Source organism: Candidatus Melainabacteria bacterium RIFOXYA2_FULL_32_9, assembly GCA_001784615.1.
Taxonomy (GTDB): domain Bacteria; phylum Cyanobacteriota; class Vampirovibrionia; order Gastranaerophilales; family UBA9579; genus UBA9579.
On sequence record MFRQ01000008.1, the window covers coordinates 1 to 18392 of the forward strand.

General features: G+C 30.6%; 13 protein-coding genes. 5 read left to right on the forward strand and 8 right to left on the reverse strand.

Annotated features, from left to right (window positions below; all coding sequences use genetic code 11):
• Positions 1–184: 184 nt before the first annotated feature.
• The 3 genes from A2255_00315 to A2255_00325 are packed head-to-tail and all read right to left on the reverse strand — an operon-like array spanning position 185 to position 2977.
• Positions 185–1084: a 4-hydroxy-tetrahydrodipicolinate synthase gene (locus tag A2255_00315; GenBank protein ID OGI23417.1), complete on the reverse strand. Its 900-nt coding sequence runs from the start codon at positions 1082–1084 to the stop codon at positions 185–187.
• 36 nt (positions 1085–1120) lie between these two features.
• A complete protein-coding gene (locus A2255_00320) occupies positions 1121–2149 on the reverse strand; it encodes an aspartate-semialdehyde dehydrogenase (protein ID OGI23418.1) in 1029 nt (342 codons plus the stop codon).
• A 15-nt stretch (positions 2150–2164) separates the two neighbouring features.
• Positions 2165–2977 carry a 4-hydroxy-tetrahydrodipicolinate reductase gene (locus tag A2255_00325; GenBank protein ID OGI23419.1) on the reverse strand — a complete coding sequence of 271 codons (813 nt, stop codon included), beginning with the start codon at positions 2975–2977 and terminating at the stop codon, positions 2165–2167.
• A 192-nt stretch (positions 2978–3169) separates the two neighbouring features.
• Between A2255_00325 and A2255_00330 the strand changes: the two genes are divergently transcribed.
• Both A2255_00330 and A2255_00335 read left to right on the forward strand, forming a co-directional pair.
• Positions 3170–5839, forward strand: coding sequence for a hypothetical protein (locus A2255_00330; GenBank protein ID OGI23420.1), 2670 nt, complete (start codon positions 3170–3172; stop codon positions 5837–5839).
• Positions 5832–6569: a hypothetical protein gene (locus A2255_00335; GenBank protein ID OGI23421.1), complete on the forward strand. Its 738-nt coding sequence runs from the start codon at positions 5832–5834 to the stop codon at positions 6567–6569. The genes A2255_00330 and A2255_00335 overlap by 8 nt, the downstream gene beginning before the upstream one ends.
• Before the next feature lie 147 nt (positions 6570–6716).
• On the opposite strand, the gene A2255_00340 is transcribed toward A2255_00335, so the two are convergent.
• Positions 6717–7451 (reverse strand): hypothetical protein, encoded by a 735-nt coding sequence (locus A2255_00340; GenBank protein OGI23422.1) that lies wholly within the window; start codon positions 7449–7451, stop codon positions 6717–6719.
• On the reverse strand, positions 7441–8343 hold the full coding sequence (locus A2255_00345; protein OGI23429.1) for a branched-chain-amino-acid transaminase: 903 nt from the start codon (positions 8341–8343) through the stop codon (positions 7441–7443). Before A2255_00345 ends, A2255_00340 begins: the two co-directional genes overlap by 11 nt.
• A 419-nt stretch (positions 8344–8762) precedes the next feature.
• On the opposite strand from A2255_00345, the gene A2255_00350 reads away from it, so the two are divergent.
• The 3 genes from A2255_00350 to A2255_00360 all read left to right on the forward strand — a co-directional run bounded on the left by A2255_00350 (position 8763) and on the right by A2255_00360 (position 13773).
• The gene (locus A2255_00350) at positions 8763–10337 is read left to right on the forward strand and encodes a hypothetical protein (GenBank protein OGI23423.1); all 1575 of its coding nucleotides are present in this window, start codon (positions 8763–8765) and stop codon (positions 10335–10337) included.
• Positions 10338–10546: 209 nt separating this feature from the next.
• Positions 10547–12922: a hypothetical protein gene (locus A2255_00355; protein OGI23424.1), complete on the forward strand. Its 2376-nt coding sequence runs from the start codon at positions 10547–10549 to the stop codon at positions 12920–12922.
• Positions 12923–12927: 5 nt separating this feature from the next.
• Positions 12928–13773, forward strand: coding sequence for a hypothetical protein (locus A2255_00360; GenBank protein OGI23425.1), 846 nt, complete (start codon positions 12928–12930; stop codon positions 13771–13773).
• 3 nt (positions 13774–13776) lie between these two features.
• On the opposite strand, the gene A2255_00365 is transcribed toward A2255_00360, so the two are convergent.
• The 3 genes from A2255_00365 to A2255_00375 all read right to left on the reverse strand — a co-directional run bounded on the left by A2255_00365 (position 13777) and on the right by A2255_00375 (position 18245).
• Positions 13777–14382 carry a hypothetical protein gene (locus tag A2255_00365; protein ID OGI23426.1) on the reverse strand — a complete coding sequence of 202 codons (606 nt, stop codon included), beginning with the start codon at positions 14380–14382 and terminating at the stop codon, positions 13777–13779.
• A 232-nt stretch (positions 14383–14614) separates the two neighbouring features.
• Entirely contained in the window at positions 14615–17656 is a 3042-nt protein-coding gene (locus A2255_00370) for a hypothetical protein (protein ID OGI23427.1), read from the reverse strand.
• Between the two features lie 175 nt (positions 17657–17831).
• The gene (locus A2255_00375) at positions 17832–18245 is read right to left on the reverse strand and encodes a hypothetical protein (GenBank protein ID OGI23428.1); all 414 of its coding nucleotides are present in this window, start codon (positions 18243–18245) and stop codon (positions 17832–17834) included.
• Between the last annotated feature and the right edge of the window lie 147 nt (positions 18246–18392).

Sequence of the window (18392 nt, forward strand, 5' to 3'; positions counted from 1 at the left end):
CAATAAACAAATCAAAATTTATTCATAAAAAACAGCTACCAATTTTTGGGTTTTTTTAATATTTGAGTTATGCGGTGGTCTTTTACTTAGTTAAATTTTACTATATTTTGTTGTAATTGAAGTCTATTAAATAAAAGTACAACCTAAGTTAACTTAAGTTGTACTTTTATTGTGTATTTCTGAATTATACGCTTATTTTCTGATATAAAGACAATACTTTGAACAATTTGTTCTTTTCTTCATTTGTTAATGTTACTAATGGAGATCTGACGTATTCTTCAATAATGTTCCATTCTTGCAGACAGGCTTTTAGTGGAGTTGGATTTGGTGCAGTAAATAGTGCTTTAAATAATGGGAAGCACTTGTATTGTAATGTTTGTGCCCCTTTAACATCTCCGGATTTGAATTTTTGGATCATTTCCTTAATATCAGTGCCAATTAAGTGTGATGCTACGCTTATAACTCCATGAGCTCCTAATGACAGCATTGGTAATGTTAAGCTATCATCACCACTATAAACAATAAAATCTTTTGGAGATTTATCTATTATTTCAGTAACAAGGTCCAGATCAGGATTACTTTGTTTTACTGCAATAATATTGCTGTATTGTTGTGCAAGGGTTGCTATAGTTTCAGGAAGCATATTGATTCCAGTTCTTCCAGGAATATTATAAAGTATAATAGGAAGATCTGTAGCACTTGCGATTTGTCCGAAATGTTCTAACAATCCTTTTTGAGAAGGTTTATTATAATATGGCACTACTGATAAAATTGCATCTGCACCTTTTTCTTGAACTTTTTTACTCATTTCAACTGCTGTTACGGTGCTGTTTGAGCCTGCGCCCATAACAATTTTAGCTTTATTTCCAACAGCTTCTTTAACCACTGTTAATAGGTTTAATTCTTCCTCATGGGTTAAAGTTGGTGATTCTCCTGTGGTACCTGCAACTAAAATGGCATCTGAACCATTATTAGCCAAATGTTTTGCTAGCTTTTCAGCAGCAATGTAATCAACTTCTAATTTTTCATTGAAAGGCGTTGCCATAGCTGTTATAACTTCGCCACAATCAAATCTAATATTCATAGGACACTCCTTATTAAAAAAGTTAAGTGATTTAAATTATGCAGGAACTCTGACCAGGTCCATTTCTACAAGCTTTTCTGCAATTCTGACGGCATTAAGAGCGGCTCCAATTCTAAGATTGTCAGCTACTACCCACATTGCAATACCATTATCACTTGCAAGGTCTTTTCTGATTCTGCCAACATAAACAGGATCTTTGCCAGCTGTTTCAGCTGGGGTTGGGAATTCAAAGTTTGCAGGATTATCATTTACAACCACTCCATATGCATTTGATAGAATTTCTCTAGCTTTTTCCGGAGTAATTTGCTTCTCAAATTCAACGTTTACAGATTCACTGTGACTTATAACTATAGGAACTCTAACAGCTGTTGCTGCAATTGGAGTTTCTTCTGGTAAATGTAATATTTTCTTGGTTTCATTAACGAGTTTCATTTCCTCTTTTGTGTATCCATTGTCGCAGAATACATCTATTTGTGGGATTAAGTTAAATGCAATATTTTTTTTGAATACTTGATTTTCAAATGGTTGATCATTCAAAACAGCTTTTGTATTATCAATTAATTCATCTATGGCACTTTTACCCGCACCACTAACTGACTGATATGTGCTTACTACTAATTTTTTAATAGTTGCATAATCGTGCAGTGGTTTTAAAGCTAACATTAATTGTGATGTAGAGCAGTTAGGATTAGATATGAGACCTTTATGCCATTTCAGGTCATCATCATTTACGCCGGCTATAACGAGTGGAACATCTTTTTCCATTCTAAATGCGCTGGTATTGTCAACTACAACAGCGCCTCTTTTTATTGCTTCCTGAGCCAAAGCTCTACTAGTAGTAGCTCCTGCTGAAGAAAGTACGATATTTACGCCTTCAAAAGCTTCAGGAGTTGCTTCTTCTATTTTATAAATTTTATCTTGAAATTTAATGTCTTTTCCTGCACTCTTAGCGCTTGCCAGGAATTTTATGTTATTAAAAGGGAAATTATGCTCAGCGAGTATACTTAAAATCTCACCGCCAACTACTCCAGTTGCGCCTAAAACAGCAATGTTAGGTTTTTTCATCTTCTACTTTCCTCGCTACAAAATATTCTCTAGTCCATAGACAAAATTATTATGCTGCATTACATATCTGATTGCTAATGCGACACCAGGCATAAAGCTTACTCTGTCAAAGGAATCATGACGTATAGTGAGGGCTTGTCCCGGTGCTCCAAAGATAACTTCCTGATGAGCTACAAAGCCTGGTAATCTAACACTGTGAATATGAATGTTAGATTCTGTGACTCCGCCTCTTGAGCCCTTAAAGTATTCTGTTTCAGGGGTATTATCTGCTCCAAATTGTGATTGTTGTTTTGTCATCAGTTGGGCAGTTTTAATAGCAGTTCCTGAAGGGGCATCTTTTTTCCTATTATGATGAAGTTCTATAATTTCTGCGTGATCGAAGTATTTTGATGCATTTGCTGCAAACATCATCATTAATACTGCGCCAATTGCAAAATTTGGGGCAACTAATGCTGATATATTTTTCTCTTTTGATAATTTTTCTATTTCTTTTAATTGCTCATCAGATAAACCAGTAGTGCCTATTACAGGTCTAATATTGCAATTAAGCGCAATTTTAGCATTTTCAAAAATACATTCAGGACTTGTAAAATCAACAATTGCATCAACCTGATTTTTAGTAAGTGCATCTTTAAGTGATTCAGTAATAATGACACCTTGTGACTTATTTCCTATAATATCACCAATATCTTTGCCAACATTAGCTATATCTATAGCTGCAACTAATTGCATGTCTTCTTCCTTATTGACGGTTCTGACCACTTCCTGGCCCATTTTACCGCATGCACCGCATACTGCTACTTTAATTTTCTTAGTTTCTGCTGCCATATTTGATATATCCTTAAATAAATTCATATTATACAAACTTTATTTTTAGTGATTATCTCATATAAATGCTTTTTTTCCATTATATTTTTTGACATTTTAATAGAATATTAAGTTATCCTTCATCTGGTTAATATCGTTTCTACCTAAAATTAGTAGGTTATAAAACCTAAGTTTTATTGTACAATTTAAAATATGAATCAAGCTATTTATGTTAAAAATAATATAATTGATAGATTAATGTTCTCTGTAAATTCGCTTGAGAATGTAGAGGGCCAACTTAAGGATTTCTTAGGTTTTGATTTTATACCAAGAGAAACGGTATATACCTATATTAACAGACGAGAACACTTAAGTGATTTTTTTAATGCATTAAATTCAGATGAAAATAAGTTGATTTTGATTAACGGCTTTCAGGGAACAGGTAAAACTGAGTTAATTAGAGCGACTTTACTTGCATTGGAAGATAATGTTCTTAATTTTTACTATGAATGCAGTCAATCTTCAAATCTTGATGATATAATTCTCTCGCTTTATCGTTATTTAGACAAATATTTAGTGAAAGATCAGGAATATTTAAGCCTTAAAAGCGAATCACGAATTAAATCAATTGATAAAAGATTAATTAATTATTTAAAAAATTTAAAGAGACCTTTACTGGTAGTTATTGATGGATTTGAGAATTGTGTAAGCGATGATTTTTCGATTTCTGATAAGGAATTTTTACGTTTTTTAAATTATTTATTATCTCTTACATCAATAAAATTAATAATATCAGGAAGAAAAGTTCTTTCGTCTGAGTTTAATATTGATGAAAATAAAATTGCTCAGTTTAAACTATCCGGATTAGATGAAGCAGAAGCAATCCGTATATTGAAAGATAATCATCTTGAAGGCTATGAAAATGTCTTATATCAAGCTTACCAAATAACACGCGGATATCCGGAAAGCTTATATTTGTTTATATCAGCAGTTAATATACTTAAGCTTTCACCTTTTGATATTATTAAAGAATATTCAATTCATCAGGAGAGTTTTGAAGGTTATATCATTAAAAAGATATACGCAAAAATTCCTGTCCTGGTAAAGAAAGTTCTATGGCCTTTTGCGGCCATGAGTCATTCTGTTAACTCTGATACTCTTAATAAGCTTAATTTAGGCCGTGAGCTTGATGATAGCTTAGAATATTTAGTTTTAAACAAGTTACTTAACGTCTATGGCAATTCATATTCTATAAAAGATCATTTAAAGCATTTTGTTTATAATAATATTCCGGTAAATGAAAAAATTAAAATTCATCAATTCCTTAGTGATTTATATGCTGAGCAAATATCAAATAGCCTGGAAAATAGAATTATCTCATTATCCAGGAAATCATTAAGCAATGAGCAGCATTATCATAACTTAAGTTTTAATAACTATAAAGGAAATACCAATTTAAATGAGCAATTTAATAAATATTCCTCAGATATGCCTCTTGTTTCTTCTTATGCCAGTAAGTATGACTTGAATAAACTCTCTATGGGTGATGAAGCCCAGGTAACGGTGGATGAAAGTACTATATTAAATGAATTAATAGGAACAAAAAAAGAAAAGTCTGAGACTGATACTCATTTAAATCAGCAAACGGATAATAAAGCTCAAATTGAGTCAGTAAATTTAGATCCAGATTTAAAAATTGAGTTAACTGAAGAAGAAAAAGACTTGCTGAACCGGGATGACGGGTCAGATGAAGAGCAGACTTCTCAAATCAGTGATTCTTCAGAATTAACTGAGCAAAAAGAACTTGAATACCTTCCTGAAAATATTAGGGATAAGTATATTAAAAATGCTGTTATTTCAAAGAAAAAAGGAAATTTAAGTCTGGCACTAGATTATTATAAAAAAGCTCTTAATGTGGCTAAGGAAATTCAGGACATAGTTAATATGGCCAAAGTTTCAAGGGTGATTGCTAACATACTTGAATCAATTAAAAAGTATGATGAGTCACTAAGCTACTTAAATAAAGCATTAGATTTATATACTGAGCTAAATGATGTAATAAATATTCAATTAACTTTATTTAAGATAGCTGATGTATACAGGGATAACCTGAAATATAGTGATGCTCTTCAATATTACAATAAAATATTAAAGTTTGGTCCTGATAATATTCAAGCTGCTCTGAAAATCGATGTATTGATAGGCATTGGTGACGTATATGACTATCGGGGGGATATGGATAAGGCTTTAAAATATTATCAGGAAGCTCTTGAAATAGCTAAAAAGGCAAATGACCTAAAAAATATATCAGTATTATGTTTTAAAATAGCATTAATTTATGACGATTTTGATGATATTGATAACGCAATCGATCATTATAAAAAAAGTATTCAAATTACAAATAATCCTGATTTAAATCCTTATCTATCTTCGTCATATGCTAATATTGCTGCATTATATGAGGATATAAATGATACAAATAATGCAATAATTAACTATTCTAAATCACTTGAAATTGATAAACTTACAAATAATTATATAGGGCAATGTAATAGTTTATCAAGATTGGGTAACATATATTCAGGATTAGATGTTAAGGATAAAGCTTTAGGCTATTTCCGTGAAGAGGTCTCTATTGCAAGATTGACAGATGATTTATATGTTATTGCAATGAGCTATATGGATATTGGCGATTTTTATTTGTCCGAGATGCAATATGAGCAGGCTCTTAGATCATTTATATTGGCTAAAAAAAATGTAGGTAAAACGATATCTACTGATAGCAAGGAAAAAATAGACCGACGCTTTAAACAAATAATGTCTGAAGTTGGTGAGATTAAATTTAATATTTTGATAGAAAATATAAAAAGGAAATATGGATAAGAACTGGAAAATATTGCAAATAAAAGCAGCGGAGTATAATCTAGACCTTAGCGATGATCAAGTGAATCTGTTTAAGGAGTATTGGCATTTTCTTGACGAGTATAATAAGCATACAAATCTTGTAAGTAATACAGATCAGGAAATGGTAATCAAGAAACATTTTATAGATTCTCTGTCTATAGGATTAATAAAAGATCAAATCGGTTGGGATGAGAATAAAATGATAATTGATATTGGTGTTGGCGGCGGATTTCCTAGTATTCCAATTATCATTGCTAATCCTAACTGGACTTTATATGCAGTTGATTCTATTGGTAAAAAAACTAAATTTATTGAACTACTGGCCCAAAAATTAGGATTATCTGAGAGAATAAGTGTTATTAATGCCAGGGCTGAAGATTTAGCTGGTGACAAAAGTAAAAGAGAAAATTTTGATATCGTTGTTGCCAGAGCCGTGAGTCAATTGAATACTTTATCCGAGTATTGCTTACCTTTTTTGAAAAAAAACGGGTATTTTATTTCTTATAAGGCCAGGGATGTTGAAATTGAGGTGAGTCAAGCTAAAAAAGCAATATCATTGCTGGGAGGCGAAGTTATAAATACAATCTCTTACGATTTACCTAATGAGGAATCAGTAGAAAGAAATTTGATTTTAATTAAGAAAACCAAGTTAACTCCGGCTAATTTTCCAAGAAAAGCTGGTATTCCAAAGAAAACCCCTTTGATGTAGAGTATGGATTAAAATAATTGAATAAAAACTGGTATTAAGGACAGCGGAAAAAATCATTAAAGATTTTTGTAGGCTGCTTCCTGTGCAAAGCTATTAAACGAGTAATTAAAAATTCTTCGCATTTTTAATTACTCGTTTAATCAATTATTAACCGTAAAATATCCAGGTTAAAAAATAATCAAAAACCAGAATAGTAAGTGCTGTCCATATTGCAGCTTTTGTAGTTGCAATACCTACTTCTTTAGCTCCACCTTTTGTTAATAACCCATGAGTGCTACAGATTAATGTTATTAAGAGTCCGAATATTGCAGCTTTTACAAGGCTAACTTTGATATCGTAAATACCCAGATATAACCATACTGAATTTATGTATATATTAGGGTGAATGTTTACAGTGGCTTTTGCTACAAACATGCCGCCTAATATTCCTATTAATTCTGCCAATATGGTAATGAGAGGGACCATTAGGATGCCTGCTATAAGTCTTGGGACTACCAGATGTGCTATAGGATCAACTTTTAAAACTTTTATTGCATCAACTTGTTCAGTTACCTGCATATTACCAATTTCTGCTGCAATAGCAGTGCCAGCTCGTGCTCCTATTGCAAGACTGGCAAATATAGGTGCCATTTCTCTGACTAGAGCTATTGAGACTAAACCTCCAACATAAGCCTCGGCTCCTGATAGAACAAATTGCTTTGATACTTGAAGAGCAAGAACAGATCCGCTTATCAGAGTTATTATTAAAGCTATGGCAGTTGAATCAAATCCAATAATTGATGATTGAATAAGGGTGTTTTTTATATTGATTTTACCGCTAAAAATACATTTAACGGCCTGGAATAAAACTATGATGCATTGACCAATAAAATTAGTTATCATAAACAGGTGTGCACCAGTTTTTATATTTCTCTACTTTGCCTTTTACTATATCAAAATAAAGATTTTGGAGTTTTTTGGTGATAGGCCCGACTTGACCATCTCCTACAAGTCTGTGATCAATACTTGTTATTGGACTTATTTGCGCACCGGTTCCGCAGAAAAATGCTTCATCAGTTATATATAACTCAGTTCTGTCAATTTCTCTCTCAATAACCTCTATACCAAGTTCTCTCAATGCTATTTCTTTAACGGTATTTCTTGTTATACCTACAAGTATATTATCAGTTGTTTTTGTTGTGATGAGTTTGCCATTTTCAACCAGATATAAATTCATAGCGCTTCCTTCGGTAACGTGCCCGTCATGAGAAAGTACTATAGCTTCATCAAAACCAGCTTTAATAGCGTCTGTTATAATTAGAGCTGTATTAGCATAACAACCTCCAATTTTGGCTCTTGGAGGAATTGCATTATCATCTGTTCTTCTCCAATTGGATACACAAACACTTAGTCCTTTAGAAATATCTACATAATTACCTAATGGTGTTGTAAAAATGAGAAATGAGTCAATATTATTTATTAGTTTAGGCCCAACTACTTCTGCACTTTTATATATGGTTGGTCTCATATATGTGTCTGTTTCCGGAGCATTTTTTTTCATAAGTTCAGTAGTGATGTTGCACATTTCATCAACAGAGTATTTAGGGGTCATATGCATGATTTTGCAGCTATTATGAATTCTTTCATAATGCTCTCTCATCCTGAAAATATATACCTGCTTTTCTTCTTCGTTCCAATAGCCTCTTATTCCTTCGAATACGGACGTTCCATATAAAAATGCGTGAGTTCTTACACTAATTTTGGCATTTTCGTATGGAACATATTCTCCATCCATAAAAACATAGTTAACTTTTTCTGTATTTGAACTATTTGTATCAATAATAGATTGAGGTAATTCAGGCACTTTAAGTTCCTCCAGTAAATATTGCTTTTAGGCAATAGCATACCTTAAAAATCATATTTTATAAAGTAAAAATGCTAAAATCTTAGTAAAATTTATATGGAAATCAAATTGCTATTAACTTTTGTGTTTTCTTGTTTAGAATAAATTTTTTGGGAAACATTGGCAGTAACCGTTTTTAAATATACTAAATTTATATTTGCCTATTAAATATTATTCTTTATTATGGTAAAACTATATTAATGTTAAATTATGAACATTTAATGTGATTATCTAGTTATATATGAAAGATTGATATGTTGTTTCTTGATTTTATATCTTGGATTCTGTTCTTATTTTTAACTTTCTACGTAATGAATCAGCTATATATTATTAGTTGCTCTTCAAAAGGCAAAATAGCCGATGTGGAAAAGAGAAACTATGCTGTTAAGTTTGAGCAAAATTTAAATGTAATAGTTTACTCGCACAATAATGCTTCCACCATAATAGACCTTATTGAATCGCTAAAAAGACAAGAATACAGCCAGGAAAGATATTCCATTAATGTAATCTTAGATAATTGCGATGACAATAGTGCAAAGCTTCTTGAAATCCTTGGTGGTGCAAGATTATGGCGTATTAATACCGATATAAAGCCTATTGGTAAAAATAAATCCATAGCCTGGTTACTTGAGAGAATATTATCAAGTGAGAATACAAATGCATTTATTTTCCTAAATGCTGACTGTATTGTAAAACCAGACTTTTTAGCCAGAGTTAATGCAGCTATATATGATAATCCTGTTTTGATGGGTGAAGTATTGCCTGCAAATTCTGAGCTCAATTTAATGACCAATTTAGCTAATTTAAGAAGCAAAATCAGGAATAAAGTTATAACTCATGGTAGATATTATGCCTCTTTAGGTTCTATTTTAGATGAAGATGTATGCGCAATAAGGCAGGACATTCTTGAGAAAGTTAGATTTGCCATTACAGATTACGGCTTTGAAGAGTATGAATTCTCTATTAAACTAGCTAATGCAAATATTCCTGTATCTAACTCTTATCAGCTTTACTGTTATAAACATATATCAGAAAGTTTAAGAAGCATAGCATTAAGTGATTATAAACGAAGATACAAGGCTTTTATAACAATAAAGAATAATTTCTTATATTTACTTACTAATAAGAGAAGCTTTAAAGCAAAAGAATTAATACTATCATTAACTTATCCGTCCAGCATGCTATTTATTATACTGGCATTTTTCTTGTTTAACGTCTCATTCTATACAAATACCGTGTTTTCACAAGTTATAAGTATCAAAGTTATCTTGTTATTATTACTTGGCTATGCCTGTAGTAATCTATTTGCTATGCTGGTTTCAAGATGCTCTTTTAATGAGTATAAAAATGCTGTTTTTTGGTTATTATTTATGCCCATAGTGTTTTCTCTGTCTCTTTTGCAGGGAATCAGACTAAATATGTCATTTAAGTTTACTTTGCCTAAGAAATTTCTGATTAATAAAGATTTTCATAAACAGATTATAGATGCTACTGTATCTGATGGAAAAAAAGAGCTGCCTTGTCAGTTAGAAATCAGGCAGAATGACACTCATTCACAATTAATCTTTATGTTTAACGGAAAAAAATTAAGTTCTTCAAAACAACCCAGAGTTGACTTTGCTTTTGAAGAAATATCAGAAAAGTTAAGGGCGCACGGATTTAATTTAAAAGTATGTATTAATTGTGGATATTTCAAGCTAAATGAAAGTATTGCCTCAAAATTGGGCGGTGAGCAAGGATATTGTTTGTTTGATAATATAGATAAAGGTTCAAAGGCTTGGGAATACACTTATATCTGGAATGCATGCGTAAATATAATTTCTATAAAGACAAGAAAACATATATTGCAAAAGCTTAGTGAGATTGAGATAACTAAGAAAGACTAATTTTCTTGATAGTTATTTAGTGAAAAATCTGCGGTTAAAGTTGTAAGCGCCTTGCTTAGGTAGGACTATTAATTTTTTAACAAGACAGCTTCTTAAAAAATTAATAGTAATTTTGTACAACTTATCAATGAACCAGTTTAAATTGCAATTTAAACTGGTATTTATGTTTCAATAATTTGCTCAAAAATAATAAGTAGAAAATTAGGAAAATGTATTTAAGAACCTTTATTGAGGAATATCCCGGTATAATCTATGATGACCCCTGGTTTGTTATTTATGATGGTTTCGATCCCATCAGAGAGCGTGAGGTGGAATCACTTCAATCTTTTGGCAATGGATATATTGGAACAAGAAATAGTTTAGAGGAATTTTATGATCTTTGTGATCCAGCTACATTTGTAGCTGGAGTATATAAGCCTACAGACACTGAGCAAAATGAAGAATTAGCAAAAGTTCCTGATTGGACAAGGATACAAATATTTCTTGAAGATGAGGTTATTAATTTAAATAGTTTGGAAGTATTAGAGCATAAAAGATATCTTGATATGAAAAGGGGTATAGTTAGTAGGAGATGGAAGACAAAAGATTCAAGTGGGCGAATTACCAATATTGCAATAGTAAAGTTTATTTCATTAGCCAATAAATATGCTGCTTTTAAAAGCATAATTATTAAGCCTGAAAATTATACAGATAAAATAAGAGTAGTTTCAGGAATTGATGGGAAAAATATGGAGCTGGTTTTTCCACTACCAGAAACTAGAGAGTCCAATGGCTTATTATCACTTGGTATGATGCCAAAAGATACGAATCAACTAGTTATAGTTAATCAAGTAAGTGAATTTTCCTGTAATAAGAGTCAAATTGCTAAAATATCACCAAGCAGTTCTTTTTATGCGCCAATAATGAAGCAAGTTAAATATGATCAGCAATATAAAGATCAAATGAATTATGAAGAATGGGAGTGGGTTGCAGAGTACGATTGTGAATATTCCATAAACAGTCTTGTAACTTTTTTCTATGGTGTTAACAATGAAATGACTATAAAAAATAACAGGGAATATATGGAAAACTTGCTCCAGAGTAAAGATAATTTTTATGTTTCTGTACAAGAATCACATATTCAAAGTTGGGATAAGCATTGGGATAACATAAATTTAACCATATCCGGTGATTCGCATAGCCAAAAGTGTGTTAATTTTGCTATTTATCACTTAATCAATTCAGGAAAATACAGTGGAAATTATACATCTATACCTGCAAGGAATTTATCTGGTGAAGCTTATAAGGGGCATATTTTCTGGGATACGGAAATATACATGCTTCCATTTTTTACATTTACAGATCCTAGTGTTGCAAAAGACTTATTAATGTACAGGTATAATACACTGCCTGGTGCTAGGAAAAACGCTAAGAATGAAGGAGTGAAAGGCGCATCATTTGCGTGGGAATCTACAGATAGTGGCATTGAAGAAGCTCCAACGGAAGCCATTTCCCCTTTTGGTCAGGTAATAAACATATATACCAGTGAGTATGAAAATCATATTTCTCCTGATATTGCTTATGCTATTTGGCAATATTGGCAAGTAACCGGTGATGATGAATTTCTTGTGAATTATGGGAGCGAGATTGTATTTGAGACTGCCAGATTTTGTGAAAGTTTATTATCAGAAAATGAAGATGGTTATTATCATATATATGATGTTGTTGGACCTGATGAATATCATGAATTAGTAGATGATAATGCATATACAAACATAATTGTTCAGAATAATTTTGATATTGCGTTAAAATTATCAAAATTATTGAATAATCAATATAAAGATGAATATGAAAAGCTCAAAAAAAAGATAAGTTTGCAGGATAAAGAGCTTGAATTGTGGTCAGGAATAAAAGACAAGATTTATATAAATTTTGATCCTGAAAGCAAGCTCTATGAGCAATTTGCAGGATATTTTGATCTTGAATATATAAATGTTAAAGACTATAAAGATAGAACCACACCAATGGATGTGATTTTGGGGAGAGAAAGGACTAGAAATTCACAGGTTATTAAGCAACCTGATGTACTAATGTTTTTATATTTATTAGCAGATAAGTTCCCTCAAGACATAGTTGAAGCTAATTATGACTTTTATGAACCTCGTACAGGTCACGGTAGTTCTTTAAGTCCTAGCATTTATAGTGCAGTAGCCGCAAGATTAGGGAAAATTGACCAGGCTTATAATTACTTTAAGCAAGCTGCTGAGGTTGACTTATATAATAATATGGGTAATGCATCCGGGGGAATCCATATGGCAGCTATGGGTGGAGTATGGCAGGCTATTGTTATGGGATTTGCGGGTATGTATATTTATGATGAAGGTTTAATGTTGGATCCTCACTTGCCAGACCATTGGGAAAATCTAGAATTTTCAATATATTGGCATGGGCAAAAAGTAAATTTGCAGATTAATAAAGATAAAATAATTCTTGAAATAATCGGTGATAAGAAGGTAAATATTAGTGTTGGTTTTGATAATTGGCGAGAATTAGATCCGAATAACACTTATTCAGCTCATAAAGTTCATAAATGGTGTTGGAGATAAATAAAATGAAACAGGGAAAGATGATACTATTACCGTTGGATGGATCAGATATTTCATTGAAGGCTGTATTACCGGCTAAAAGCATTGCTATTCTTTTGAATATGATAGTTCATATATTATATGTATCAGATGAAACTTTGTCTAAAGAAGAATTAATTAAAAAAACCAGGATAAAAATGGAAGAATTTCCAAGATGTATAATTAGTCATAAAAAAGGTAATCCTGTTGAGGTAATATTAGAAGAAGCTAAAAACGCTGAATATGTAGTTATGTGTACCCAAGGGGAAGGATATGATCCTGAGAAAATTAGTGGTAGTACAGCTACAAAAGTTATAGAAAATTCAACAACCCCAGTATTATTAATTAGGCCAAATATTAAAATTCAGCAAAAAGATGATTTATGGGAAGCAAAAAATGTTTTAATTCCTTTGAATGGCTCTCCAGGTGCAGCACAAGCGCTTGAACCTACTATGGCAATTTTATCCAAAACTAATGCTGAAATAGACTTATTGCATATATCTGTATCTGAAATGAAACATCCTGCTGAATCGGGTATGTACACTGTGCCGTATTATGAAGATCATCCTCAACATGAATGGCCTTCATGGTCAAAAGAGTTTCTCAGGCGATTTGGCCCAACTTTAAAAAACCATTTTAAAGTTGAATTTTTTGTATCAACAGGTGATCCGGCAGAACATATAATAAATTTCTCAAAAGATCATAATAATGATCTGATTGCAATGGCCTGGCATGGGAAATTAGCTCCTCCTCATGCTAATATCCTGAGAAGGGTTATGTATGAAACCCCCTGTCCGGTTTTATTAACTAAAATCAATCATAAAGAGAGCTGAAGTTTAGATAAAATTCTTATCTAAGGCTTGATTCTCATTGGTATTTGAGTTTTTTGGCGGCTCAACTTTTGGTATGGTTATTATTAAATTGCTTCCTTGTTTAACTTTTTTAATTTTTGAAGAATCAATTTTTTCAGGCAGAGTAAATGATTGATAAAAGCTTGATGAGCTTATTATTCTATCATCTTTTTTGTTTTCATATTTTGCTGAAATATTAACTATATTATCTTTAATCTCAAGATTTACGTTATTTTCATCTTCACCTAAAGTTTTTAGGTTGACTGTGATTTTATATTCATTTGGTGTGCTTTCTGTTTTTATAGTTGGTGAATTTGACAGATTTAATTTGGCATTAAAGTTAAATGATGGCAGAAGAGTTTGAACCTCTTTAAATATTTTATTAATTTGATTGTCTATATCATTAAAAATACTGGTATTCGACGAATTAAAGTTAGATAAATTATCAAAAAGTGAATCAACACTTATATATGAGACATTTGTGGTTTTTATAATATGGCTAAAGACTAGAAATACAGCAGTTAGCGAGCCTAAAAAAATAGCAATAAATCCTATTCCTAATGTAGCCAGAAATTTAGAATTTTTACTCATAATTATAACCTCCTGTAATTTAGAGATAACTAAGGACGTAAGAAAAAATACTTACGCATTTTTTCTTACTCGATTAATAGCTGGTTATAAGAAGCAGGCTACAAAAATCACAAAAGATTTTTCATCAAAATCTTTAATGATTTTTTTCGCTGTCCTTAATTAAATTCTAGCAAAATTTAATATTGGTTTTTAGCTTTTTAATAAAAAAATAAGTTTTTAAATTCACTTAAATTTAATCTTCATCTTTTTCTGAATCTATTTTATTATACAAATTCAGATTAGTATTTGAGTAAAAGTCCATTTTCGAGCCACAATCAGTAATTAATAGTCGTGCTTCTTGTAATCTATAAAACAAAGTTTTTTCGAGTCTATTAACAAGAATTTTATTTGATAATCCAAATTTAATAATTTGGTGATTTGCTTTACTTGGATTCTTACTGAACCATTCGTCAATTATGGATCTCATATTATTAAAGTTAAGAGAATATTGCTGCATAAAATCATGCATTGTTCTAGAAATAACAGCAAAATACTGCTTTGTAATCTTAGTGGATTCTATGTTTTGAGTTAATTTACTTTTATCAATAAAATATTTTGCCGAATTAACACAGTTTTTAGGATAGTATTTTGAATAAATGCTATATAATTCAGAGATATTGTAGAATATTTTTTCTGTACTTTTTGGCTTTATACCTTGTTTGTTTATATGAGGGAGTTTTGGATCCGATATATAGTTCTTTATTATATTTTCATCTTCTAAAATTCTTATATAAATTTTATTTTGTTTATCTTCTTTATATTTAATTAGTGCTAAATCTGTTAATTCTTGAAGGGCGTTTTTCTGTTCAGATATAGATAGATATGTACTGGAAGTTAGATTCTCCATAGTACTAACAAAATAGCCGTCAGAATCAAGTTTTCCTTCATCTTTAATATAATGATAAATTTTTACTATGGCTGAATAAGAAATAGCACAATTTAATCCTATGTTTTGGGCTAGGTTTCTATTGATAACAATACTATTATCGGACCTGATTAGGCTTTCTACTTCAATTTGTCTTTTAATTGTTGTATGCATTTCTGATTGTAAGAATGCTAGATATATTTGATCTGCGATTATTTCAAGAAGTCTTATCTCTTCTTTAGTCCAGTTTCTATAATAATTATATTGAGATAAAGATATCGAACCCCATATTCCATCTGCTTTTTTTATAGGTAGACCGATAATTGATTTAATACCGATTTGTTTGAAAGTTTTTTTTAATTGATCAGGTATATCAGATTTAGTTATATTATTAATAATCACCTTAGATTTTTTAACAAATATTTCATTTTCCCAATATTCGATAGTTTTTTTGTTAATTCTGATATCACTTATACCTATTATATGTTTGTTAGTTTTACATTCTTGTTTGATGTAATATTCTTTAAAATTTTTTCTGCTTGGAAAGTCTACGACTAATACTTTTTCAACGTTAAATAACTTTGCTATTAGCTTACATATAGTATTGAGGGATTTATTAATATCCGGAGTGTTTCTGATTGTATTAATTATTTTTTTTAACAGTTTTTCTCGTTCTTCAATTTGCTTTAATGTAAGATAAAGCCTGGATTTTTGCAAAGTAATACCCAGTTGATTTGCGAGTGTTCTGAAAAATTCCAGATCTTTGTATGAAAATACAATTTTTTTTCTAGTAAAATGAACCACAAAGGCACCAAGAACTTCATCAGCATAAATGATTGGAATACTTAGCACTGGTTTAATATTCATTTCTTCTAAATATTTTGCTGTTTGAGTTTCTGCTAGATTATGGTCTTTTAAATATTTTTTTGTGTCATTTATAACTATTTCTTGCTTATTTTCGGTAATAAAATTTGCCTCAACCCCTTTAAGACTCTTTAAATCTTGAGATGATAGATATTCTGTATAGTTATAAGAATCAATGCCTGTTGGTATATCATATATTATGCATCTGTCTGCATTAAGAGTCTTGCCTATATCATTTACTATAGTTTGCTTTATTTCATCTATATCAGAAGAATTTCTAATTGTGCTTATGATGTTTCGTAATAAATATTCTCTTTCTGCTTGTTTTTTAGTTTCAGTATATAGTTCAGCCTGTTTAATTGCTATATAAATCTGATCTGCAATTACTTTAAGAAGGCTTATTTCATCTTCTGTCCAATTTTTATAATTATCTACTTTATGTAATGCTATTCCACCCCATTTATCATCATCTTTTTTTATTCCTATACCAAGTATAGATTTTACTTTTAATAATTCATAGGTTTTTTTGAAGTAATCAGGAGTGTTTGACTCAGATAAATTGTTAATAGCCAATATTTCTTGATTATCTAGTATAACTTGTTTCCAATAATTATGAGTACGTAAATCAAAATCAATATCTGTAGAACTCAGAATATCTTCTCTAGTTTTATATGCACATTTAAATATAAATTGTGGACCTTGAGGAATATCAGTCTTAATTTCAACAATAGAAGCCTTTTCCACATCAAATAATTCAGCTACTTCTTTACATATAATTTGAAGCACATCATCAATATCTAAAGAACTTCTAATTGTTTCAATGATTTTTCTTAAAAGTTTCTCTCTTTCTGCTTGCTTTTTTATGTTTGAATATAATTCAGCCTGTTTTATTGCTATTGCAATTTGGTCGCTTATATCTTTTAGAATATCAATATCTTTTGATTCCCATTGCTTGTCCGATTGTATTCTCTGAACAGTAATTACTCCAAGTATTTCGCCCTTATATACAACTGGAGTGATAGACAGGGATTTTATATTGAATAGGCTTATATATTGTTTTTCTTCAGTATTTAGTAAATTAGACTTTTCATCATTAATTACCACAGAATTTTTATCTATAAATAAGGTTTTTTGCCAGTTATGTGGTATGTCTAGTGGTAACTGTGTATATAAAATCGAAGGAATATTTCCACTTATTCTGTATTCATTTTCAGAGTAAAGTTTTGAAGTTTCAGGATTAAATAGTGCAATTAAGCATCTATCAGCGTTAAATAGTCTACCTACATCTTCAACTGTTGTCTTAAGAACCTGGTTTAAATCCAGAAATTCTCTTATTTGATTACTTATTCGTCTGGTAATTCTTTCTCTCTCTCTGAGATCAGAAAGCAGGTTGATATATTCTGCAAAAAATTCTTCTTTAGAAAGTGATTTTTGATCTTTTAATGAAGAAAATCTTTCTTTATTTGTTATATAGTTTTTTTTTCTTTTAGATACTTTTTTTTGCATATTTATCAGATAAATTAAGTAACACAAATTTTTCTAAATAAGTAAATATAATAATTTGCATAGTTGTATGGGTTAAAATCCAGACGCAAGTTATTATATAGCAAATTATTGTAATAAATCATCAATTGTTTCAGATTTATTACAATAATTAAGTTAGTTTGAAGCAATAAGCTTATTATACTTTAGCAGGATTAGCTTTTCTGCCTCTTCTTGAAAGTTTAATTCTATTTTCTTCTTGAATTTCTTGAGAGATATTCAACTCTTTTGCTACATTTCCGATATGTTCCATATATCTGCTTGGTGCAATGTGCTGTTGAGCTAAAAGATGGAAAATAATCTTAATTCCAGCAAGATTAATTCCTAATTCTCTGGATAGAAATTGTACAAATTTGCCTTTTTCAATATCGTTAAAAGAATATAATCTACGATTTTTAGGTGATCTTGATGGAACTAAAATATTTTCATCATCATAAATTCTAAGTGTTCTTTGATGAACCTGTAGAATGTTTGCTATTACGCTGATTGGAAACATAGGCTTTTCTGGATTTAAAGCCACATTTTCTTGCATCTGAACTGAACTATCTTTCATAATATTTGTCTCACTCTTACTCTACCAGGTACGATAAAATTAAATATAAACGTGTGTTATATAGAATACTTATATATTAATTCAAGAATAATATTAGCATATTATTATATTATTATATAGAGTTTAATTGTAGTTTAATTAAACATT